Source organism: Microbacterium deminutum, from assembly GCF_039530205.1.
GTDB lineage: Bacteria > Actinomycetota > Actinomycetes > Actinomycetales > Microbacteriaceae > Microbacterium > Microbacterium deminutum.
The window spans coordinates 1149397-1169116 of sequence record NZ_BAAAOG010000001.1; the positions used below are offsets into that span (position 1 = coordinate 1149397).

Here is a 19720-nt window from a genome sequence, read left to right on the forward strand (position 1 = left end):
CGCGTGAGATGACCTCGCCGACGCCGAAGCGCTCCGAGTGGTTGACAGAGGCGGTGCTGCGCGTGTCGGAGGTCGCGCCTAGGCTCCGACCATGGCTGCAGATGCAACGATGCCCCCCGCGCTGGTCGTGGATCGTGAGGTGCTCGGTCCCTGGTCGCTCAGGACCAGCCGCGACTTCTGGGAGGGCTTCGCGCCGGCCGCGCTGTCGGCGCAGCACGCGCCCGAAGCGCTCCACACGGTGTTCCTCGGCGAGAGGGACTGGCACCGGGTCGAATCGGTTGTGGTGCAGGACGGCGGCTCCGCGCGGATCTCGCTCACAGGCCACGGCGATCTGGCGGCGGCTGCCGATCAGGTGAGCCGCTTCCTGTCCATCGACATCGATGCACGCGAATGGCCGGATGTCGGTCGCCGCGATCCGGTCATCGCGATAGCGCAGGAACGGCTGCCGGGCCTGCGGCCGTGCGGGTTCCATTCACCGTACGAGGCCGCGGCGTGGGCGGTGCTGTCTCAGCGCATCCGGATCCGGCAGGCCGCTGTCCTGCGCAGTGAGATCGTGAGCCGATACGGCGAGGACGGCGCGTTCCCGACGCCGACCACCCTGAGGACGCTCGACCTGGAGCTGCCGGGCCGCAAGAACGAGTACCTGGCGGCCGTTGCCGAAGCCGCGCTCGACGGCATCCTGGATGGCGCGGCGCTGCGTTCGATCGATGCCGCTGACGCGATCGAGCGCGTGCAGCAGATCAAGGGCCTCGGTCCGTTCGCCGCCGAGCTCGTCGTCATCCGCGGCGCGAACGCTCCGGACGTGATGCCGACGGCCGAACGCAGGCTCGACGCCGAGATCGCCCATCAGTACGGGTCGGACCGATCGGCCGCGTCCTTGTCCGAGGTGTGGCGGCCGTTCCGCAGCTGGGCTGCTGTTCATCTTCGAGCGATGCGCGAGATCCGTGCCCGCGACACCGGCGAGAGCACGATGGGCTCGATGTCGTGACGAGCGGAATAGCCGATAATGCACATTATGTCAGATCGAGAGCCCGAGCCCCTCCCCGGCGCTGATCAGACACGTGTGAGCTAGCGTCGCTGACGCAGGCGTTCGAGCTGTCCGGCGTGCAGGTCGCTCACCCATTCCCAGCCCGGCGTGGCTGATGGGCCGATCCGCGAGTCGCTGGGGTCCTCGCCGTCGCGCACCGCGTGCAGATATTCCCGGTCCCGGTCGATCCGCGCGCGAACCTGGCCGGCTCCGCCGACCGAGCCGTGGCCGGGAACGACGACATCGACGTCACCCGCCGCATCCTCGAGCAGGTCCAGCGCGGTGAGATAGTCCTCGATCGGGTCGGCGCCGCCGCCCAGGTCGAGGATCGGAACCAGGACGTCCGAGAGCATGTCGCCCGCGACGAGGACTCCGGGGTCCTCGATCAGCAGGGCTGCATGCCCCGGGGCATGCGCCTGGTGCTCGATGATCCGGATCCCCTGGCCATCCCAGGGCAACCTCGTCGCGTCGGCGGGCAGCTCGGTGATGAGGCCGAACAGTTCGTCCAGCGGCACGTCACCCGCGTCGGATGGGATCATCCCCGCGGCTCTTTCCTGCCAGCCAAGGTCCGACATCCGGGCTCTGATCGCCGCCGCACCTCGAGCTGTGCCGTATCTGGGTCCTTGGCCGAGCCCGGCGTGCCAGAGCAGGTGATCCCAGTGCGGATGGGTGGAGAAGCCCGCCGCCACGGGGCGGCCCGACGCGCGAAGGTCGCTCGCGATGCCTGCCATCTCGTCGCTCGAGATGCCGGGGTCGACGAGCAGCACGCCATCCGGCCCCTCGACGACCACCGTATTGGTCTGCATGAACGCGCTCGGGTGGATGAGCACACCGTCCGCGACCCTTTCGAGCATCAGTCGCCCTTCCCTGCATCCCGGATGGCGTAGCGATGCATGGTGACGCCGGATTCGAACGACCGCTGCTCGAGCAGGTCGAGATCGATCGGCATGTCGTATTCGTCGAACAAGGGTCTGCCGAAGCCGAGGATCGCGGGATGCGTGGTCAGCAGCAGCTCATCCAGCAGCCTCGCCCGAAGCAGCTGCGTCGCCAGCGCCGCGCCCCCCACGCCGATGATGCCGTCGGTGCCTCTTCGAAGAACGGCGAGCTGGTCGATCGCGTCGTCTCCGCCGATGATCCGGGTGTTGTGATCCGCGCTGCGGCGAGTGCGGGAGACGAGCACCTTGGGCTTGGCGGTCCAGATCTCGCCGTACTCGCGCAGGAAGTCCGGCAGCGACGCATCCTCACGCGCACTCGGCCAGAACTCCTCCATGGTCTCGTAGAAAACCCGCCCGTGCACGATCAGCGCGGCCTCACGTGCCCGGGCGTTGAACTCGCGGTGCAGCTCCTCGTCGATGCGGATCCACTCCCCCGCGCCGTTGTCCCCGGCGACCTGCTCGATCCGCAGGTCGAGCGACACGTTCATCGAATAGACGAAGCGGCCCATCAGTTCTCTTCTCGAATAGTGATTGCGTTCTGCAACCACTATATTGAGTGCGAAACACCTGTCAAGGAGGAATCGTGGAACCACGGTCCGGGGACCCGATCAGTGCGGCCGTCGAGGTGCTCGGTGATCGCTGGTCGCTGCTCGTGCTGCGCGATGTCATCTTCGGCGACCGCCGCTACTTCCGGGCCCTGCTCACCGGGTCGATCGAAGGCATCGCTTCGAACATCCTCGCCGATCGCCTGAAGCGCCTCCTCGATGCGGGACTGCTCACCCGCGGCACCGCGGCCCGAGGGCAGCGGGCGCGTTTCAGCCTGACAGAGGCCGGCATCCGGACCGTGCCGATCCTCTGCGCCCTGGGCGACTGGGGCCTCGACTGGCGTTCCGCAGCCGTCGAGCTCCAGAGCCGGCAGCAGGTCATGCGCGACGGGGGTTCGGCGTTCATCGAGCAGCTCATGGATGAGCTTCGCGTTCGCCACCTCGATGCCCCGGCGAGGCCACACGACGGTCCGGGCGCGTTCGAGCGCCTGGCCGCCAGCCCCCCCGCATCCGATGCGACACCACCGTGACGGATCCGGATGTCGTGGCGACGCGGTTCCGTCGGCGTCAGCGCCAGCACTCGCCGAGCTGCCCGGCCAAGACCCTGCGCTGGTCGTAGCCCGCCCTGGGATCCACGCGGGCCGGGGCGTTGCGGTGGCGCGCCTGGCCGCCGTGGAACGCGAGTCCCGCGTGCGCGCCGTACCATCGCGACATGACCAGCAGCGATTATTGGGACGAAGACACCGCCCGCCGCTTCGAGGACGACTCGGCCGACATGTTCGCTCCAGAGGTCGTCGAGCCGGCCGTGGACATGCTGGCTCGCCTGGCCGGCGCGGGCCCCGCACTCGAGTTCGCGATCGGCACGGGGCGTGTGGCGATCCCGCTGCGCGATCGCGGAATCCCGGTGCAGGGAATCGAGCTGTCGCAGCCCATGATCGACCGGCTGCGATCCAAGGCGCCGGCCGACGCGATTCCCGTGTTGGCCGGTGACATGGCGACCACCCGCGTTCCCGGAGAGTTCTCGCTGGTCTACGTCGTGTGGAACAGCATCGGCAACCTGCGCACGCAGGCGGAGCAGGTGGCGTGCTTCCGCAACGCTGCGCGACATCTCGCTCTCGGCGGCCGGTTCGTCGTCGAACTGTGGGTGCCCGGCATCCGCCGGCTTCCGCCGGGTCAGAAAGCCGTGCCCTTCGAGATCAGCGATGATCACGTCGGGTTCGACACGTACGACCTGGTCACGCAGCAGGGAACCTCCCACCACTACCGGCGGTTGCCCGACGGAACGGCGAGATACGGCTTCAGCAACTTCCGCTACATCTGGCCTGCCGAATGCGACCTGATGGCCGAACTCGCCGGCCTCCGGCTCGAGCAGCGAAGCGCGGACTGGCTGGGCGCGCCCTTCACCTCCGAGAGCGAGAGTCACGTGTCGGTCTGGCGCAAGCCCGCGGAACGCTGAGACAGCGAAAGCCCGGATCGGGAGGCATGCCGCCTGATCCGGGCTTTCGGCTCTGCTGTGTGTCAGAGGGTGTCGTCCGGGGTGGTGCTGCTGGACCGGCGTGTGACGCGCTCGTTCGCGGCCGGGTCGACCGCTGTGCGCGTGACGCTCTCCGACTGGCGGCGCCGCATCATCAGCACGAGGCCGAGGATGAAGACCACCGCTCCCGCTGCCATCAGGATGTAGCCGATCATGTCGAGGTTCACCCAATCCAGCTGCACGTTCACAGCGAACGCGAGAATGGCTCCGATGGCGAACAGTACGATCCCTGCTCCGATGCTCATGCGAGGTTCCTTTCCGGGGTCGCAATGCGCCCCTGGGACACGGCGCTGGAGCGCCTCGCCCATCAGAATCGCTGTTGGCATGGCAAACTGCCAAGGGGGTTGACACCGGATGCTCCAATGTGGTGACTGCAGGACGAAAGGTTGACGGCATGGTCGGTCTGAGAGTGTCGGATGCCGTGCGGGCGGCGATCGCGGACGGGGCACCGGTCCTCGCGCTCGAGTCCACGATCTTCACGCACGGGCTCCCCCGGCCTCGCAACCTGGATGTCGCGCTCGAGGCTGAGGAGCGGGTGCGCAGCGCGGGGGTGGTTCCCGCGACGATCGGCGTGGTCCACGGAGTGCCGACCGTCGGACTCACCGCGGACGAGATCGAGCGCCTCTCCACCTCAGCGGGCGTCGTGAAGGCGAGTCTGCGCGATCTCGCCGTGGCGGCGGTGAAGGGACTGAGCGCCGGGACCACAGTGGCGGCGACCGCGTATCTCGCCCACCGCGCCGGGGTTCGGGTGTTCTCGACGGGCGGACTCGGTGGTGTGCATCGCGGTGCGCAGCAGACGTTCGACGAATCGGCTGACCTCAGCACCCTCGCGACGCTTCCACTCGTCGTGGTGAGCGCAGGCGTGAAGTCGATTCTCGACATCCCGCTCACTCTCGAACGCCTCGAGACCCTGAGCCTGGCGGTCGTGGGCTACCGGACGACCGACTACCCCGGGTTCTACATCGCCGATTCGGGGCACGACATCGAGTACTCCGTCCACTCCCCCGCCGAGATCGCCGACATCGCACGGCAGCGCGACGCGCTCGGCATTGCATCCACACTGCTGGTCGCGAACCCGGTGGCGGTGGAGCACGAGCTGCCGCCTGCCCTGCACGACGATGTGCTCACGCGTGCTCTCGCCGCGGCCGAGGCGTCCGGGGTCACCGGACACGATACGACGCCGTTCCTGCTCGACTGCTTCCAGCGCGAGACAGCGGGGCGCAGCCTCGACGTGAACGTCGAGGTGTACCGCGGCAACGTGGCCCTCGGCGCCGAGATCGCGCTCGTCCTCGCGGCCGCACCCTGATGCTCGTCGTCATCGGCGACCTCGTCGCCGACCTCATCGTGCTGGGGGGCGCTGCCCTCGAGCACGGCACCGACAATCCCGCGGAGGTCCGCCTGACGCGGGGTGGCAGCGCCGCCAACGTCGCCGTCGCGGCGAGCCCACGCCGTCCGGTCCGGTTCATCGGGAGGGTGGGCGACGATACGCTCGGCCGCACCCTCGCAGGCGAGCTCGCGGCCGCAGGCGTGGACGTGCGGGTGCAACGGGCAGGCCGCACCGGAGCCATCGTCGTGCTGGTGGATGCCGGGGGCGAGCGCACGATGATCACCGACCGCGGTGCGGCTGCCGAACTCGGGCCGATCGATCCCCAGTGGCTGACGGATGCCGAGTGGGTGCATCTACCGCTGTACGGCTTCGCTGCGCCGCCGTCGCGCGCGGCGCTGCTCGAGACCGCCCGCCTGCTCGCCGATCGTGGCGTCCCGACGAGTCTCGACCTCTCGAGCGTCGCGACGATGCGAGACCTCGGGGCCGACACGCTCTCGAACATCCTCGCCGCCGTCGCGCCCGCCGTCGTCTTCGCGAACGCCGATGAGGCAGCCGCGGCCGCGCAACTCGGACTCGACCCGGCGTTGACCGGGGTCTACGTCGTCAAGCGAGGCGGAGATCCTGTCATCGTCCGCATCGACGGAGCCGCCGTGGAGGTGCCCGTGGAACGTGTCGCCGACGTGGTGGACTCCACCGGCGCGGGGGACGCCTTCGCGGCGGGGTACCTCACCGCCGCGCTGTCCGGCGCCTCGCCCCAACAGAGCGCCCGCGCGGGGAGCACGCTCGCGATGAGCGCGCTCCGTCGCGCGGGCGCCCTGTGAACCTCCTTCGCGGTGGGTCTCAGGTCGTCTGCAGCTGCTCGACGACCCGCTCGATGTCGTCGATGAACGCGTTGTAGCCCGCGATGGTGGCCGCGACCTGCTCGTCCGTGAAGTCCGACCGGTCTTGACTGATCGTGAGCTGCGTGCCGCCGTCGACCTCTTCGAGGTCGAACAGCACCGGCAGGCCGACCTCGTCGCCGGGCTGGTCGGTCAGTGTCATCGCCAGGTGCGATGGCGGGTCGACCTCGACGTACGACCCCGCCCAGTCGATGCGATTGCCGTCGGGCAGCTGCATCACCGCACGGAACGCGCCGCCCGGGCGGACATCCATCGTCAGCGTGTCCTGCGGCACCTCGACGGCGGCGGTGCCGAACCACACTGCGAAGTGCTCGGGCTTGGTGAGAGCCTCGAAGACGAGCTCGCGCGGGGCGCGCAGCGTGCGAGTGATCGTGAAGTAGTCAGCCATGGGTGTTCTCCTTGTCGTGGGCTGTGATGCGGATCTGCTGCAGGGCGTTCAGGTAGTGATCCAGGGCGCCGATGCTGTCCTCCCAGAAGCGGGCGTAGTCGCCGATCCATTCAGATGCCGCGGCAAGCGGCGTCGCGTCGAGTCGGGCCGGCCGGAACTGCGCGTCCCGACCGCGGGTGACGAGCCCCGCCCGCTCGAGCACGCGCAAGTGCTTCGACACGGCGGCGAGCGTCATGTCGAACGGGGCGGCCAGCTCCCCCACCGTCACCTCACCCTGGCTGAGCCGGGCAAGGATCGCGCGACGGGTCGGATCGGCGAGGGCCGAGAACGTGGCGCTCAGCTGGTCGGTTGTCATCTCGCCTCCTAGTATTCAACCAATAAGTACAATACCGACTGGTTGAATACCTGTCAACAGCGTCTTCTCGTCGCGCTACTGTGTGCCTCATGACCCGTGTCATCTTCAACACCGCGACCACGCTCAACGGCTACCTGGCCGACGACGCCGACTCACTCAGCTGGCTGTTCGACGTGCCCGGCGCCGACGAGGCCGAGGGCGGTTTCAGCGGTTTCCTCGAAGGGATCGGCGCGCTGGTGATGGGCTCCACGACGTACGAATGGGTCGTCGGGCACGAGGACCTCGTGGAGCACCCCGAGAAGTGGTTCTACCCCGAGCAGCCGGCGTTCGTGCTGAGCAGCAGGGCGCTTCCCGCCGTCTCCGGCGCCGACATCCGCTTCCGCTCCGGCGAGGTCGCAGCCATCTGGGACGAGGTGCGCACCGCGGCGGGCGACCGCGACGTATGGCTCGTCGGCGGCGGAGACCTCGTCGGCCAGTTCGCGGATGCCGGCCACCTGGACGAGATCCGGGTCAGCGTGGCACCGGTCACCCTTCCTTCGGGACGCCCGCTCCTCCCCCGGCGAATCGAGTCGGATCGCCTGCGGCTCGAGTCCGTCCGGCAAGCCGGGCAGTTCGCCGAGCTCGTCTATTCGGTGCGCGCCGTGCGATGAGCGATCACCGGCGCGGCCTGCGTACCGCACGTATCAACGCGGATCTGCGGATCGCCCTCGTGGAGCGTCAGTCCTGAGCCGGCTCGAACGTCGTCCACGTGGCGTACTTCGGCTCGCGGCCGTCGCCGGACGACGTGCCGGTGAGCCGACGACGTACCCACGGTCCGACGTGCTCCCGATAGTAGGCGGTGCGCTGTGCCGGGGCCGCGGGCACCGATGGCAGCGACCACCACCCGCTCGGCGGCTCCATCCCCAGTGCGGTCAGCACGCGCGCCGCGACACGATGGTGCCCACGCGCGCTCATGTGCAGCCGATCCTCGGACCAGTAGGCCGAGGTCGACAGCTCGCGATCAGGCCAGTTGAAGGCCCTGACGATGTCGGGTCGATCCGCGAACCTGGCTGAGACCGCGGCGGTCAGCAGATCCCCACGCCGTTGGAAAACGCGACCGAGCGGCAGCTGTCCTGACGGGTTCGCCCCGGAGAGCATGATGAGCTGCACGCCCTCGTCGTCGCATCGCTGCGCCACGTGCGAGAACCCGTCGACCACACGCGACACGCTCGTGCGCGGTCGGAGCATGTCGTTGCCGCCGCCGTTGAACGACAGGTGGGTCGGCTTGAGCGCGAGTGCCGGCTCGAGCTGCTCGTCGATGATCGGCCAGATCAGTCGTCCGCGGATCGCGAGGTTGGCGTAGTCGACCGGCTCGCCCGAAGCATCCGCCCAGCCCTGCGCGACGAGGTCGGCCCAGCCGCGGACACGACCGTCGGGGAGTTCGTCGCCGACGCCTTCGGTGAAGGAGTCGCCGATGGCGACGAAGCGAACGGATGCCACGCACCCAGCCTACGTGAACGGCTCAGGGCAGCAGTTCGCGCACGAGCGGCGCGACGCGCGTGCCGTACAGCTCGATCGAGCGCATCATCTTCTCGTGCGACAGCGTGCCCGTCGAGAACTTCATGTCGAACCGCTGGATGCCGAGAGCCCGCACCGTCTCGGCGATCTTGCGCGCGACCGTCTCGGGTGAGCCGACGTAGAGGGCCCCCTCGGGGCCGACGTCGTGCTGGAATCGCATCCGGCTGTAGGTCGGCCAGCCGCGCTCGCGGCCGATCGTGTTGTTCATCGCCTCGAACCCGGGGTAGGCCTCATCCCACGCCTGCTGGTCCGTGTCGGCCACATGCCCCGGCGAATGCACGCCGATCGGAAGGGACTCGCGCTCGAACGATGCCAGCGAGCGGTGGTACAGGTCCACGAACGAACGGAAGCGCGCGGCCGGTCCGCCGATGATCGCGAGCATGAGGCCGTAGCCGTGACGGGCGGCCCGCACGACCGACTCCGGCGTGCCGCCGACGCCGACCCAGGCCCTCAGACCGGCCTCGGTCTTCGGGTACACGTCCGCCTCGTCGAGGGACGCGCGCGTCGTTCCCTGCCAGGTCACGGGCTTCTCGTCGAGGAGGCGTGAGAAGAGCTCCAGCTTCTCGTCGAAGAGGGCTTCGTAGTCCCGCAGGTCGAAGCCGAACAGGGGGAAGGACTCGATGAACGAGCCGCGGCCGAGGATGACCTCGGCGCGTCCGGACGAGATGGCGTCGAGGGTTGCGAATCGCTCGTAGACCCGCACCGGATCGTCGCTCGAGAGCACAGTCACGGCGGTGCCGAGATGGATCCGGGTAGTGCGCGCCGCCGCGGCCGCCAGCACCATCTCGGGGCTCGACACGGCGAATTCCGGGCGATGATGCTCGCCCACTCCGAAGAACGACAGGCCGACCTCGTCGGCGAGCACCGCCTGATCCACGACGTTGCGGATTGCCTGGGCGCCGCTGATCAGCGCGCCCGACCTGTCGCGGGTCACATCCCCGAATGTGTCGAGTCCGAGTTCGATCCCTGCCGGTTCACTCATGTGCGGATCCTCTCCATGCGACTGCATAGAACCCACGTGAGTCGACTATCATTCCCGCGACAGCGGGATGCCGCAGGCGTAGCGTGTGCGCATGGCCATCTTCGCCGACCGCGTCGCCGCGGGGCGCGAACTCGCCGAGTCGCTCGAGGCCTGGCGCGGGACGGATGCCGTCGTCTTCGGCATCCCACGGGGCGGTGTCGTGCTGGCCGCCGAAGTGGCTCGCACGCTCGCGCTGCCGCTCGACGTCGCCGTCGTACGCAAGCTCGGCGCTCCGTCGCACCAGGAGTTCGCGGTGGGCGCGATCGCCGCCGGTGTTCGCGTCGTCAATCCAGATGCCGTCCGCGCGGGCGGGGTCACGGCCGAGCAGCTCGCGTCGGTGGAGGACCTCGAGCGGATCGAGCTCGAACGCCGGCTTCGCGCCTTCCCCCGTTCGGGCGGCGCGATCGCCGGGCGCACCGCGATCGTCGTCGATGACGGCGTGGCCACGGGGGCGACCGCGGTCGCGGCATCCCGCGCACTCCGGGCCGAGGACCCGCAGCGCATCGTGCTGGCGGTACCGGTCGCGCCGTCGGACTGGACTCCTCCGCCTGATGCCGTGGACGAGTTCGTCTGCCCGCACCGCGTGCACGACTTCTGGGCCGTTGGGCAGTTCTACGACGACTTCACGCAGACGAAGGACGAGGAGGTCGCGCGACTGCTGTCCCACGACCTCCCGGAGTGACCCTCAGCGCGCCAGCGCTTCGCGCAGCGTGTCGAGACCGACTCCGCCGATCCCGAGCGCCCGCTTGTGGAACTGCTTGATGGAGAAGGACGCGCCCTCGCGCTCTTCGACCTCGTCGCGCAGCTGCTCCCAGATGCGCTGCCCGACCTTGTACGACGGTGCCTGGCCGGGCCACCCGAGGTAGCGGTTCACCTCGAACTTCACGAACTCGTCGGGCATGTTCACGTTCGCGCGCATGAAGTCGAGCGCGTAGTCGGCATCCCACGTGCCGTTGCCGTCCGGGCGCGGCTTCTCGAGGTGCACGCCGAGGTCGAGGACGACGCGCGCGGCCCGCATGCGCTGCCCGTCGAGCATACCGAGGCGGTCGGCGGGGTCTTCGAGGTAGCCGAGCTGCTCCATGAGGCGCTCGGCGTAGAGCGCCCATCCTTCGGCGTGTCCGGAGGTGCCCCCGAGCAGACGCCGCCACGAGTTCAGCTGCGCGCGGTTGTAGACGGCTTCGGCGATCTGCAGATGGTGACCTGGGACGCCCTCGTGATACACCGTCGTGAGCTCGCGCCAGGTGTCGAACGACTCGACGCCTTCGGGCACCGACCACCACATGCGACCGGGACGCGAGAAGTCATCCGTGGGGCCGGTGTAGTAGATCCCGCCCTCCTTCGTGGGCGCGATCATGCACTCGAGGCGCCGGATCGGCTCGGGGATGTCGAAGTGGGTGGCGCCCAGTTCGGCCACGGCGCGGTCGCTGGTCTCCTGCATCCAGCGCTGGAGCGCGTCGGTGCCGTGGAGCTTGCGGCTCTCGTCCTGCTCGAGGAAGGCCACCGCCTCTTCGACGGATGCTCCGGGCTTGATCTCGTTCGCGATGGACTCCTGCTCGGCCACCATGCGTGCGAGCTCTTCGACACCCCACTCGTAGGTCTCGTCGAGGTCGATCGTCGCGCCGAGGAATCGACGGGACTGCAGCGCATACAGCTCGCGCCCGACGGCATCCTTCTCGCCCGCCGCGGGTGCGAGCTCGGCGGTGAGGAACCGCGCGAGCTCGTCGTAGGCGACCCGCGCCGCATTCGAGCTGTCGGCCAGCTCGCGTGCGACGGATGCCGGCAGCTGGCCGTCATCGGGTGCGGCGTTGCCTGTGAAGGTGGCGAAGAACCCGCTGTCGCTCGTGTAGCGCGCGATCTGCGTGACCACTTCGCGCACCTGCCGCTGTGCGGGCACGATGCCCTCGGAGATGCCCTGGCGCAGTGTCGCGACATACCCGTCGATCGCCTCCGGCAGAGCCTTCAGGCGCTTGGCGACGACCTCCCAGTCGTCCGCGGTCGCGGTGGGCATGAGGTCGAACACCGATCGGATGTTCTGCGCGGGCGACGAGATGACGTTCAGGTCGCGCAGGTGCCACTTGGCGTCGTGGAGTTCGAGGTCCAGCTCGATCTCCCGGGTGAGGTCGAGCTGCGTGACGGCATCGATCTGGTCGGCCGGCACCGCAGAGGCGAGTGCGGCGAGCGTCTTGCGCGCCTCTTCGGCGAGGCGCTCGTGTCCGGCGGGGCTGTAGTCGCCGAATCGGTCGTTGTACTCGAACCTCCCGATGTAGGTCGCAAGACCCGGCTCGAGTTCAGCGAGAGTGTCGACCCATGCGTCTGCAATCGTGTCGATCTGCGTGGGCGTGCGTGTGGCATCAGTCATGCGTCGAGCCTAAGGATCAGGCCGCCGCCGCGCCAAACGCAACCTCAGTGTCCGGCTTCGTTCCAGTCGTCGCCGCGGCCGATCTGCACGTCCAGCGGCACCGAGAGTTCGGCGGCGCCGCCCATGCGCTCGCGCACGATGCGCTCCGCGGCATCCCACTCCCCCGGCGCGATCTCGACGACGAGTTCGTCGTGGATCTGCAGCAGCACTCGCGAGCGGAGGTCGTGGGCGGCGAAGTCGTCATGGATGCGGAACAGCGCGATCTTCATGATGTCGGCCGCGCTGCCCTGGATCGGCGCGTTGAGCGCGGCGCGCTCGGCGTTCTCGCGGAGCACGCGGTTGGGGCTCGCCAGGTCGGGGAACGGCCGGCGCCGGCCGAAGATCGTCTCGGTGTAGCCGTCGATCTTCGCGTGCTCGACGGAGGAGCGCAGGTAGTCGCGCACCGCGCCGAACCTGGCGAAGTACTCCATCATGAGCTGTTTCGCCTCGGTCTGCTCGATGCGCAGCTGCTTCGAGAGGCCGAAAGCGGACAGGCCGTACACGAGTCCGTATGACATCGCCTTGACCTTGGTGCGCATGGCCGGGGTGACGTCCTCCGGTGGCACGCCGAACACGCGTGCGCCGACGAAACGGTGCAGATCCTCACCCGAGTTGAACGCCTCGACCAGACCCGGATCCTCGGACAGATGTGCCATGATCCGCATCTCGATCTGCGAGTAGTCGGCGGTGAGCAGGGTCTCGTAACCCTCTCCCGCCTCGAACGCGGCCCGGATGCGACGACTCTCACTCGTGCGCACCGGGATGTTCTGCAGGTTGGGGTCGGTGCTCGAGAGCCGGCCGGTCTGGCTGCCCGTCTGGACGTACGTGGTGTGCACGCGCCGATCCGCGCCGATCGCGGTGTCGAGGGACTCGATGATCTGGCGGAGCTTGGTGGCCTCGCGATGCTGCAGCAGGAGGTCGAGGAACGGATGCGGGTTGGTGTCCTGAAGATCGGCGAGGACCGCGGCATCCGTGGAGTACCCCGTCTTGGTCTTGCGGGTCTTCGGCAGCTGCAGCTCGTCGAACAGCACCTCCTGCAGCTGCTTCGGGGATCCGAGGTTGACTTCACGGCCGATCGCGGCGTAGGCGCGCTCGGCGAGCGCGTCGGCGCGCTCGTCGAGGTCGACGGAGAAGGCGGCGAGCTTCTCGTGCGACACGGCGACGCCGGCGAGCTCCATGTCGGCGAGCGCGAGCAGGGTAGGCAGCTCGATGTCGGACAGGACTGCCGCGACACTGGCTGCGAGCTCGCCACGCACGGAGTCCGCGACCCGCAGCGTGAACCACGACAGCTGCCCGGGAGTGGCGCCCTCGGTCTCGGGCACGAGCTGGGTGGGGTCGGCCTCCGGCAGCTTCTCGTCGAGGTACCGATCGACCAGATGGGCGAGGGTCTTGTCGGGGAAGCTCGGACGAAGCAGCCACCCCGCGACGATGGTGTCGAACGCGAGGCCGCCGAGGCGGATCCCCGCCCGTCGGAGCGCCTTGACCTGTGGTTTGGCGTCGCTGAAGACTTTGGGGGCCGTCGACTGCAGCCATTCGGCGAGCGCCTCGGAGACCTCGGGCGTCCATGTCGCCTCGGCTGCTGCATCCGCAGTCGCGAAGCCGACGCGACGGGGAAGGCCCCCCTCGACCACGGTCGTGACGCCCACTTCGCCGCTGGCGGCATCGAGCCATGCGCGGAGATCGGCGGGTGACGGCTCGGCCGCGACGGGCATGGGGACGGCGGCGGCCGAGGTGACGGCCGCCATCTGCTGCTCGATGCCGGCCAGCTCGGCGACGCGCGGTATCAGCGTCTTGAACTCCAGTCGCGCGAAGATGTCGCGGACCGCCTGGGCGTCCATGGGCTGCACGGCGAGATCCTGGGGGCCTACCGGCAGCACGACATCCCGCAGCAGGCGGTTCAGCGCACGGTTGCGTCGGACGTCGTCGAGGTGCTCGCGCAGGTTCTGTCCGACCACGCCCGTGACCTTGTCGGCGTTCTCGAGCAGCGCATCGAGCGAGCCGAACTGCCCGAGCCACTTCACCGCGGTCTTCTCCCCGACCTTGGGGACGCCGGGCAGGTTGTCGCTCGTCTCACCCACGAGGGCTGCGATGTCGGGATACTGCTCCGGCCGCACGCCGTAGCGCTCGATGACCGCCGCGGTGTCGTAGCGCTTCAGCTGGGAGACGCCCTGCACGTTCGGGTAGAGCAGCGTGATGTCGTCGGTGACGAGCTGGATCGTGTCGCGGTCGCCCGAGCACACCAGGACGTCGAATCCCTGCTCTGCGCCCTGTGTGGCGAGGGTTGCGAGGATGTCGTCGGCCTCGATGTCCTCTTTCTGGAGCACCGTGATGCTCATCGCCGCGAGGCAGTCCTGGAGGAGCGGGATCTGACCCTTGAACTCGGACGGGCTCTCGGAGCGGTTCGCCTTGTACTCGGTGTACTCGCGCGAGCGGAACGACTGCCGTGACGTGTCGAATGCCACCGCCATGTGGGTCGGCTGCTCGGCCTTGATGAGGTTGATCAGCATCGCGAGGAACCCGTAGATGCCGTTCGTGTGCTGCCCGTCCTTGGTGGAGAAGTTGTCCACCGGGAGTGCGAAGAAGGCCCGGTACGCCAGCGAATGGCCGTCCACGACGAGAAGGGTAGGCTTTGCGGAGTCCGTCACCCTGCAACTCTAGTCAGGGCGGGAGACACCCCATCCCGCCCCTTCGGGGCTTCGCACCCGAGGTGAGTCATGGCCGAGAATCCCCCCGCGAACATCGACGCGATGGAGTGGGCGACGTCACGCGGCATGGGCGCATTGGCCGAGAAGATGGGCATGGAGTTCCTCGAGTTCACGACCGAGAGATGCGTCGCGACGATGCCCGTGGAGGGCAACACGCAGCCCGTCGGGCTGATGCACGGCGGTGCCTATGTCGTGCTCGGCGAGTCGCTCGGATCCATGGCCGCCAACCTGCATGCGGGACCGGGTCGCCTCGCCGTCGGCGTCGACATCAACGCCACGCACACGCGTTCAGCGAGGTCGGGCCTCGTCACCGGTGTGTGCACGCCGGTGCACCTGGGAAGGACGATCACGGTGCACGAGATCGTCGTGACCGACGATCACGGCAGACGGTGCTCGACGATCCGGATCACCAACCACATCAAGTCGCTGCCGTCCCACTGACTCCGCACCGCATCCGGGATCGGATCGGGACTGGCGAGGGGTCAGGACTTCTTCGGCGCCAACTGCTCGATGATCGCCTTGGCGACATCCTGCATCGTGAGCCGACGGTCCATCGAGGCTTTCTGGATCCAGCGGAACGCCTCGGGCTCGGTCAGGCCCATCTTCTCGTTGAGCAGCCCCTTGGCTCGATCGACCAGCTTGCGGGTCTCGAATCGCTCCATCATGTCGGCGACCTCGGCCTCGAGCGTGATGATCTGCTCGTAGCGGGCCAGTGCGATCTCGATCGCGGGCAGCAGGTCATTGGGCGTGAAGGGCTTCACCACGTACGCCAGGGCGCCCGCTTCGCTCGCACGTTCGACGAGCTCCTTCTGACTGAAGGCCGTCAGCAGCACCACGGGAGCGATGTGGTTCTTGCTGAGCTTCTCAGCCGCCGAGATGCCGTCCAGCTGCGGCATCTTGACGTCCATGATGACGAGGTCGGGACGCAGCTCGGTCGCGAGCTGGACGGCGGTCTCCCCGTCGCCGGCCTCGCCCACGACGTCGAAGCCGTTGTCGCGGAGGATCTCGACGATGTCGAGACGGATGAGCGACTCATCCTCCGCGACGACGACGCGACGGGGGACGGATGTCGGAGACCCAGTGGGCTGCTCTTGCTCAGTCACGTTTGAATCCTACGGTATGGTCGTTCGCGGACGTGCCGCGCCGGTGTGGCGGAATGGCAGACGCGGGGCACTCAAAATGCTCTGTCCGAGAGGACGTGTGGGTTCGAGTCCCACCACCGGTACGAATCGAAGGGGCCGCCCCGTCAGGGGTGGCCCCTTCGATTCGTGTTGACGCCGCGTCTCCGAGAAGCCCGACTGTGGGCGGGCCCACGCGGCCCGAGGTTCCGCCCGCCGCGCAGCGGCGTGCGGAGGGCGCCGGGGACGAGTCCCACCACCGGGACGAAACAGAAGAGCGGATGCCTCGTGCTGAGGCATCCGCTCTTCGTCTCAGACGATCACTCGTCTTCGATCGTTCGCACCGCTGTGGTGTTCGGGTCGGGAAGCGTCTCCACCTGCTCGGGCGAGCGGAGGTCGACGTCCACCGGGGCCTTCTTGTCGAGCTCGGGCGGCAGTTCGAGCGGCCGCCGCGAGTAGTAGACCTTCGCCTTGCGATAGAAGAGCAGGAGCGGGACGACACCGAGCACGATGAGCCCGATGCCGATCCAGTTGACGACAGGGTCGTTGCTCGGGATCGAGACGAAGAACGCCCACCCCATGAACAGTGCCCCGGCGGCGGGCCAGAGCCCGATCAGGATGAAGTTCTTCACCGACTGGAACAGGACTCTGCGGTACGCGACCACGACCGCGACCCCGGCGAGAGTGTAGTAGAACGCGATCTGCAGGCCGATCGATCCGATGGCGTCGGCCATGATCTTGCTCACGCTGTCCATGAAGTTCGATCCGACGAAGAGCAGGAGCGAGACCACGAGGATCACGACGGTCGCGAACGTCGGGGTCTTCCATCGAGGGTGCACTCGACCGAAGCGGAGCGGGATCGTGTGGTCGCGGCCCATCGCGAACAGCGTCCGTGTCACCTGGATGAGAGTGGTCTCGAGGGTTGCGATCGTGGACAGTGCGACCGCGATGATCAGGATCTTGCCGCCGATCCCGGGCCAGATGACGTCACCGAGCACCGAGAGGATGTTGGCGCTGTTGTCCTCGATCTGCTTCTGCGGGAGCATGACCAGCGTCGCGATCGTGAAGATCTCGAAGAGCACGAACACGATCCCCACTCCGATGAGACCCGCTGCACCGGCGGACTTGTGGCCGTCCTTCGTCTCTTCGTTGAGGTTCGAGGCCACATCCCAGCCCCAGTAGTAGAACGCCGCGATCAAGGCGGCGCTGACGAACACCCCTGGACCGGTGAGGTGCGAGAAACCCAGCCAGTCCCACGAGAAGCTGGGACCCGCGTGGGTCGTCGTGGCGGCGCGGAACAGCGCGAGCGCGGCGAAGAGGACGAGGATGCCGACCTCGGTGACCGACATGATCCACTGCGCCCGAGCGGTGATGTGCACGCCGAAGTAGACGAACGCGGCCATCATGACGAACCAGAGCGCGCCGACGGCGGTGATGAGGGGGACGTTCTCCGCCTGGCTCGGGTCGAAGAGCGACACGGTCATCGCGCCCGCGGGGAGCGCGCCCGCGACCATGAAGACCGTGGCCGAGATCACGAGCGCCCAGCCGGACAGGAATCCGAGTGCAGGGTGCAGCGCGCGTGCCACCCACGAATATGCGGCTCCGGCGTTCACGTCGGCGCGCCCGAGATACATGAAAGCCCAGGCGATGCCGAGCATGGGGATGCCGCACCACAGCAGCGCGCCGGGAGCGCCTAGGCCGGCAACACCGACGAGGGTCGCCGTGGTCGCCGCGATCGAGTACGCCGGCGCGCTGCCGGCGACCGCCATCACGATGGACCCGGCGGCGCTCACGCCATCGGCCTGGAGCGTTTCGGGTTTGTGCGATCCTCCGTCGACGGGTGCGACCGGAGAGTCAGTTCGGGCCATGAATCATCCTTACTGTCATCGACGTCGATGACAGGAGGACGTTACACCCACTCAGGCGCGGAGCAATGACACGGATCGTCCGGACTGTGCCCGGATCACGCACCGAAGTACTGGTTTCCGAGTGCCTTGCTCTTGAGGGCGTCGAACTCGCCCTGGCTGATGACTCCGGCATCCAGCAGTTCCTTCGCTTTCGCGATGTCATCGGCAGGATTCGCCGACGCCGAGGGGTGGTAGTCGTCCGACTCGGGCATCGTGTAGCCGCGTGCCGCCGCCGCGCGCTCCGCCATCCCGCTGCCACGCGCGATGACGTAGACGAGTGCCGTCAGGAAGGGCACGAAGACCAGGAAGATGATCCAGACCGCCTTCAGCCAGCCGCTGAGCTTTTCGTCACGGAACAGGTCCGAGATGATCAGGATGACGACATAGATGTACGCCGCGACGTAGAAGAACCACAGCAACCACCAGAAGAACATGCGAGGCACCCCCGGATAGGACGACGGAACGGTCGCGCTCAGCCTAGCGAGCGCGACCGTTGCGCGGAGGCATTGCTCGCTACAACTCGCCGGACTTGTAGATCGGCGCCTTGCCGTGCACGGCGTCCCCGACCTTGTGGATGCGGATGTCGTTGGTCGAGCCGATGATTCCGGGAGGCGATCCCGAGATGACGACCACCTTGTCGCCGACCTTCGCGAGGTCGTTCGTCAGCAGGTAGTCGTCGACCTGGATGAACATGCGGTCGGTGTGCGCGACATGCTCGACGAGGGTGGACTGCACCCCCCACGTCAGCGACATCCGGCGCCGGATCGCCGGCTCGGGGGTGAATCCGATCATGGGGATGCGCGGGCGCAGCCGCGACATGCGCCGGGCGGTGTCGCCCGACTCGGTGAAGATGCAGAGGTATTTCGCGTCGACGAAGTCCGCGACCTCCATGGCGGCGAGGGTGATCGCGCCGCCCTGGGTCCGAGGCTTGGTGGTGAGGGGCGCGATCCGCTCGAGACCGTGGTCTTCGGTCGACGCCACGATCCGCGCCATGGTCTCGACGACGATGACCGGGTACTTGCCTACGCTCGTCTCGCCCGAGAGCATCACGGCGTCGGCGCCGTCGAGGACGGCATTCGCGACATCGCTCGTCTCGGCGCGCGTCGGCACCGGGTTGTCGATCATCGACTCGAGCATCTGCGTCGCGACGATGACGGGCTTGGCCATGCGGCGGCAGAGCTCTACCGCGCGCTTCTGCACGATCGGCACCGCCTCCAGCGGCAGCTCGACGCCGAGGTCGCCGCGGGCGACCATGATGCCGTCGAACGCGTCAATGATCTCTTCGAGGTTGTCGACGGCCTGCGGCTTCTCGATCTTGGCGATCACGGGGATGTGACGTCCCTCTTCGGCCATGATGACGTGGACGCGCTGCACGTCCTTCGCGCTGCGCACGAATGAGAGCGCGATGAGGTCGGCGCCCGCCTGGAGGCCCCAGCGCAGGTCGGCTTCGTCCTTCTCGGAGAGCGCCGGCACGTTGACCGCCACGCCGGGAAGGTTGATGCCCTTGTTGTTCGAGACCGGGCCGCCGACGATGACCTCGGTCGTCACCACCGTCCCGTCGGTCTCGAGGACCTTCACGCGCACCTTGCCGTCGTCGATGAGCAGGAAATCGCCGGCCTTGACGTCGTGCGGGAGGCCTTTGAACGTGGTCGAGACGATCTCCTTGGTGCCGAGGATGTCGTCGACCGTGATCTTGAAGATGTCGCCCACCGCGAGCTCATGGGGTCCGTCGGCGAACTTGCCGAGACGGATCTTGGGGCCCTGCAGGTCGACCAGGATGGCGACCGCGCGCCCCGCGTCGTCGGCGGCCTTGCGCACGTTGGCGAAGTTGCTCTCGTGGACCGAGTAGTCGCCGTGGCTCAGATTGAATCGAGCGACGTCGACGCCCGCTTCGATGATCGCGCGGACCATCTCGTACGTCGACGTGGCGGGGCCGAGGGTGGCCACGATCTTGGCGCGTCTCATCCTTGTGCTTTCTCGGGGAGGGTTCGGTGGCGAAAGGCC

The 19720-nt window shown here is 68.1% G+C and carries 22 protein-coding genes and 1 tRNA gene; 9 read left to right on the top strand and 14 right to left on the bottom strand.

The annotated features are described in order from the left end of the window. Nucleotides 1-91 precede the first annotated feature (91 nt). The gene (locus ABD212_RS05225) at nucleotides 92-988 is read left to right on the top strand and encodes a DNA-3-methyladenine glycosylase family protein (RefSeq protein WP_344091912.1); all 897 of its coding nucleotides are present in this window, start codon (nucleotides 92-94) and stop codon (nucleotides 986-988) included. Nucleotides 989-1068: 80 nt separating this feature from the next. On the opposite strand, the gene ABD212_RS05230 is transcribed toward ABD212_RS05225, so the two are convergent. Next, entirely contained in the window at nucleotides 1069-1881 is an 813-nt protein-coding gene (locus tag ABD212_RS05230) for an MBL fold metallo-hydrolase (protein ID WP_344091914.1), read from the bottom strand. Further along, complete coding sequence (locus ABD212_RS05235; RefSeq protein ID WP_344091916.1) at nucleotides 1881-2471, bottom strand: dihydrofolate reductase family protein; 591 nt, start codon at nucleotides 2469-2471, stop codon at nucleotides 1881-1883. Before ABD212_RS05235 ends, ABD212_RS05230 begins: the two co-directional genes overlap by 1 nt. 74 nt (nucleotides 2472-2545) lie before the next feature. On the opposite strand from ABD212_RS05235, the gene ABD212_RS05240 reads away from it, so the two are divergent. Further along, the gene (locus ABD212_RS05240) at nucleotides 2546-3037 is read left to right on the top strand and encodes a winged helix-turn-helix transcriptional regulator (protein WP_344091918.1); all 492 of its coding nucleotides are present in this window, start codon (nucleotides 2546-2548) and stop codon (nucleotides 3035-3037) included. A gap of 37 nt (nucleotides 3038-3074) precedes the next feature. On the opposite strand, the gene ABD212_RS05245 is transcribed toward ABD212_RS05240, so the two are convergent. After that, on the bottom strand, nucleotides 3075-3221 hold the full coding sequence (locus ABD212_RS05245) for a hypothetical protein (RefSeq protein WP_344091921.1): 147 nt from the start codon (nucleotides 3219-3221) through the stop codon (nucleotides 3075-3077). On the opposite strand from ABD212_RS05245, the gene ABD212_RS05250 reads away from it, so the two are divergent. Further along, a complete protein-coding gene (locus ABD212_RS05250; protein ID WP_344091923.1) occupies nucleotides 3220-3963 on the top strand; it encodes a class I SAM-dependent DNA methyltransferase in 744 nt (247 codons plus the stop codon). The two genes, ABD212_RS05245 and ABD212_RS05250, sit on opposite strands and share 2 nt — an antisense overlap. 62 nt (nucleotides 3964-4025) lie before the next feature. On the opposite strand, the gene ABD212_RS05255 is transcribed toward ABD212_RS05250, so the two are convergent. Then, nucleotides 4026-4286 (bottom strand): DUF6458 family protein, encoded by a 261-nt coding sequence (locus tag ABD212_RS05255; protein ID WP_344091925.1) that lies wholly within the window; start codon nucleotides 4284-4286, stop codon nucleotides 4026-4028. 149 nt (nucleotides 4287-4435) lie between these two features. On the opposite strand from ABD212_RS05255, the gene ABD212_RS05260 reads away from it, so the two are divergent. Both ABD212_RS05260 and ABD212_RS05265 read left to right on the top strand, forming a co-directional pair. Then, nucleotides 4436-5347, top strand: a complete 912-nt coding sequence (locus tag ABD212_RS05260; RefSeq protein WP_344091927.1) for a pseudouridine-5'-phosphate glycosidase — start codon at nucleotides 4436-4438, stop codon at nucleotides 5345-5347. Next, a complete protein-coding gene (locus tag ABD212_RS05265) occupies nucleotides 5347-6189 on the top strand; it encodes a carbohydrate kinase family protein (RefSeq protein WP_344091929.1) in 843 nt (280 codons plus the stop codon). The genes ABD212_RS05260 and ABD212_RS05265 overlap by 1 nt, the downstream gene beginning before the upstream one ends. A 19-nt stretch (nucleotides 6190-6208) precedes the next feature. On the opposite strand, the gene ABD212_RS05270 is transcribed toward ABD212_RS05265, so the two are convergent. Beyond that, nucleotides 6209-6655, bottom strand: coding sequence for an SRPBCC family protein (locus ABD212_RS05270; protein ID WP_344091932.1), 447 nt, complete (start codon nucleotides 6653-6655; stop codon nucleotides 6209-6211). After that, nucleotides 6648-7010, bottom strand: coding sequence for an ArsR/SmtB family transcription factor (locus ABD212_RS05275; protein WP_344091934.1), 363 nt, complete (start codon nucleotides 7008-7010; stop codon nucleotides 6648-6650). Before ABD212_RS05275 ends, ABD212_RS05270 begins: the two co-directional genes overlap by 8 nt. An 89-nt stretch (nucleotides 7011-7099) precedes the next feature. On the opposite strand from ABD212_RS05275, the gene ABD212_RS05280 reads away from it, so the two are divergent. After that, a complete protein-coding gene (locus tag ABD212_RS05280; RefSeq protein WP_344091937.1) occupies nucleotides 7100-7660 on the top strand; it encodes a dihydrofolate reductase family protein in 561 nt (186 codons plus the stop codon). 67 nt (nucleotides 7661-7727) lie between these two features. On the opposite strand, the gene ABD212_RS05285 is transcribed toward ABD212_RS05280, so the two are convergent. Continuing rightward, nucleotides 7728-8489 carry an SGNH/GDSL hydrolase family protein gene (locus tag ABD212_RS05285; RefSeq protein WP_344091940.1) on the bottom strand — a complete coding sequence of 254 codons (762 nt, stop codon included), beginning with the start codon at nucleotides 8487-8489 and terminating at the stop codon, nucleotides 7728-7730. Between the two features lie 22 nt (nucleotides 8490-8511). Beyond that, the gene (locus ABD212_RS05290) at nucleotides 8512-9549 is read right to left on the bottom strand and encodes an LLM class flavin-dependent oxidoreductase (protein WP_344091942.1); all 1038 of its coding nucleotides are present in this window, start codon (nucleotides 9547-9549) and stop codon (nucleotides 8512-8514) included. Nucleotides 9550-9640: 91 nt separating this feature from the next. Here ABD212_RS05290 and ABD212_RS05295 point away from each other — a divergent pair, with 91 nt between their 5' ends. After that, entirely contained in the window at nucleotides 9641-10270 is a 630-nt protein-coding gene (locus ABD212_RS05295; protein ID WP_344091944.1) for a phosphoribosyltransferase, read from the top strand. Nucleotides 10271-10273: 3 nt separating this feature from the next. Here the strand turns inward: ABD212_RS05295 and ABD212_RS05300 are convergent, their stop codons facing one another. Together ABD212_RS05300 and polA are read right to left on the bottom strand one after the other, a co-directional pair. Further along, the gene (locus ABD212_RS05300; RefSeq protein ID WP_344091946.1) at nucleotides 10274-11947 is read right to left on the bottom strand and encodes a DUF885 domain-containing protein; all 1674 of its coding nucleotides are present in this window, start codon (nucleotides 11945-11947) and stop codon (nucleotides 10274-10276) included. 44 nt (nucleotides 11948-11991) lie between these two features. After that, entirely contained in the window at nucleotides 11992-14631 is a 2640-nt protein-coding gene (gene polA / locus ABD212_RS05305) for a DNA polymerase I (protein ID WP_344091948.1), read from the bottom strand. 69 nt (nucleotides 14632-14700) lie between these two features. Here polA and ABD212_RS05310 point away from each other — a divergent pair, with 69 nt between their 5' ends. Continuing rightward, a complete protein-coding gene (locus ABD212_RS05310; RefSeq protein ID WP_344091950.1) occupies nucleotides 14701-15132 on the top strand; it encodes a hotdog fold thioesterase in 432 nt (143 codons plus the stop codon). A gap of 41 nt (nucleotides 15133-15173) precedes the next feature. Here ABD212_RS05310 and ABD212_RS05315 read toward each other — a convergent pair whose 3' ends face one another. Next, a complete protein-coding gene (locus ABD212_RS05315) occupies nucleotides 15174-15794 on the bottom strand; it encodes an ANTAR domain-containing response regulator (protein WP_344091952.1) in 621 nt (206 codons plus the stop codon). Between the two features lie 39 nt (nucleotides 15795-15833). Between ABD212_RS05315 and ABD212_RS05320 the strand changes: the two genes are divergently transcribed. Beyond that, nucleotides 15834-15916: transfer RNA gene (locus tag ABD212_RS05320), tRNA-Leu, on the top strand. Between the two features lie 213 nt (nucleotides 15917-16129). On the opposite strand, the gene ABD212_RS05325 is transcribed toward ABD212_RS05320, so the two are convergent. From ABD212_RS05325 to pyk, 3 genes are all read right to left on the bottom strand, one after another. Beyond that, a complete protein-coding gene (locus ABD212_RS05325; protein ID WP_344091955.1) occupies nucleotides 16130-17677 on the bottom strand; it encodes an APC family permease in 1548 nt (515 codons plus the stop codon). 95 nt (nucleotides 17678-17772) lie between these two features. After that, a complete protein-coding gene (locus ABD212_RS05330; RefSeq protein ID WP_344092457.1) occupies nucleotides 17773-18150 on the bottom strand; it encodes an SHOCT domain-containing protein in 378 nt (125 codons plus the stop codon). 79 nt (nucleotides 18151-18229) lie between these two features. Continuing rightward, complete coding sequence (gene pyk / locus ABD212_RS05335) at nucleotides 18230-19681, bottom strand: pyruvate kinase (RefSeq protein WP_344091957.1); 1452 nt, start codon at nucleotides 19679-19681, stop codon at nucleotides 18230-18232. Between the last annotated feature and the right edge of the window lie 39 nt (nucleotides 19682-19720).

Bases quoted from the DNA above. Each gene is read 5' to 3' on its own strand.
- ABD212_RS05235 (WP_344091916.1), bottom strand. From the start codon at position 2,471: ATGGGCCGCTTCGTCTATTCGATGAACGTGTCGCTCGACCTGCGGATC.
- ABD212_RS05300 (WP_344091946.1), bottom strand. From the start codon at position 11,947: ATGACTGATGCCACACGCACGCCCACGCAGATCGACACGATTGCAGAC.
- pyk (WP_344091957.1), bottom strand. From the start codon at position 19,681: ATGAGACGCGCCAAGATCGTGGCCACCCTCGGCCCCGCCACGTCGACG.
- ABD212_RS05245 (WP_344091921.1), bottom strand. From the start codon at position 3,221: ATGTCGCGATGGTACGGCGCGCACGCGGGACTCGCGTTCCACGGCGGC.
- ABD212_RS05225 (WP_344091912.1), top strand. From the start codon at position 92: ATGGCTGCAGATGCAACGATGCCCCCCGCGCTGGTCGTGGATCGTGAG.
- ABD212_RS05290 (WP_344091942.1), bottom strand. From the start codon at position 9,549: ATGAGTGAACCGGCAGGGATCGAACTCGGACTCGACACATTCGGGGAT.
- ABD212_RS05280 (WP_344091937.1), top strand. From the start codon at position 7,100: ATGACCCGTGTCATCTTCAACACCGCGACCACGCTCAACGGCTACCTG.
- ABD212_RS05230 (WP_344091914.1), bottom strand. From the start codon at position 1,881: ATGCTCGAAAGGGTCGCGGACGGTGTGCTCATCCACCCGAGCGCGTTC.
- ABD212_RS05275 (WP_344091934.1), bottom strand. From the start codon at position 7,010: ATGACAACCGACCAGCTGAGCGCCACGTTCTCGGCCCTCGCCGATCCG.
- ABD212_RS05270 (WP_344091932.1), bottom strand. From the start codon at position 6,655: ATGGCTGACTACTTCACGATCACTCGCACGCTGCGCGCCCCGCGCGAG.
- ABD212_RS05325 (WP_344091955.1), bottom strand. From the start codon at position 17,677: ATGGCCCGAACTGACTCTCCGGTCGCACCCGTCGACGGAGGATCGCAC.
- ABD212_RS05295 (WP_344091944.1), top strand. From the start codon at position 9,641: ATGGCCATCTTCGCCGACCGCGTCGCCGCGGGGCGCGAACTCGCCGAG.
- ABD212_RS05255 (WP_344091925.1), bottom strand. From the start codon at position 4,286: ATGAGCATCGGAGCAGGGATCGTACTGTTCGCCATCGGAGCCATTCTC.
- ABD212_RS05310 (WP_344091950.1), top strand. From the start codon at position 14,701: ATGGCCGAGAATCCCCCCGCGAACATCGACGCGATGGAGTGGGCGACG.
- ABD212_RS05265 (WP_344091929.1), top strand. From the start codon at position 5,347: ATGCTCGTCGTCATCGGCGACCTCGTCGCCGACCTCATCGTGCTGGGG.
- ABD212_RS05330 (WP_344092457.1), bottom strand. From the start codon at position 18,150: ATGTTCTTCTGGTGGTTGCTGTGGTTCTTCTACGTCGCGGCGTACATC.
- ABD212_RS05250 (WP_344091923.1), top strand. From the start codon at position 3,220: ATGACCAGCAGCGATTATTGGGACGAAGACACCGCCCGCCGCTTCGAG.
- ABD212_RS05260 (WP_344091927.1), top strand. From the start codon at position 4,436: ATGGTCGGTCTGAGAGTGTCGGATGCCGTGCGGGCGGCGATCGCGGAC.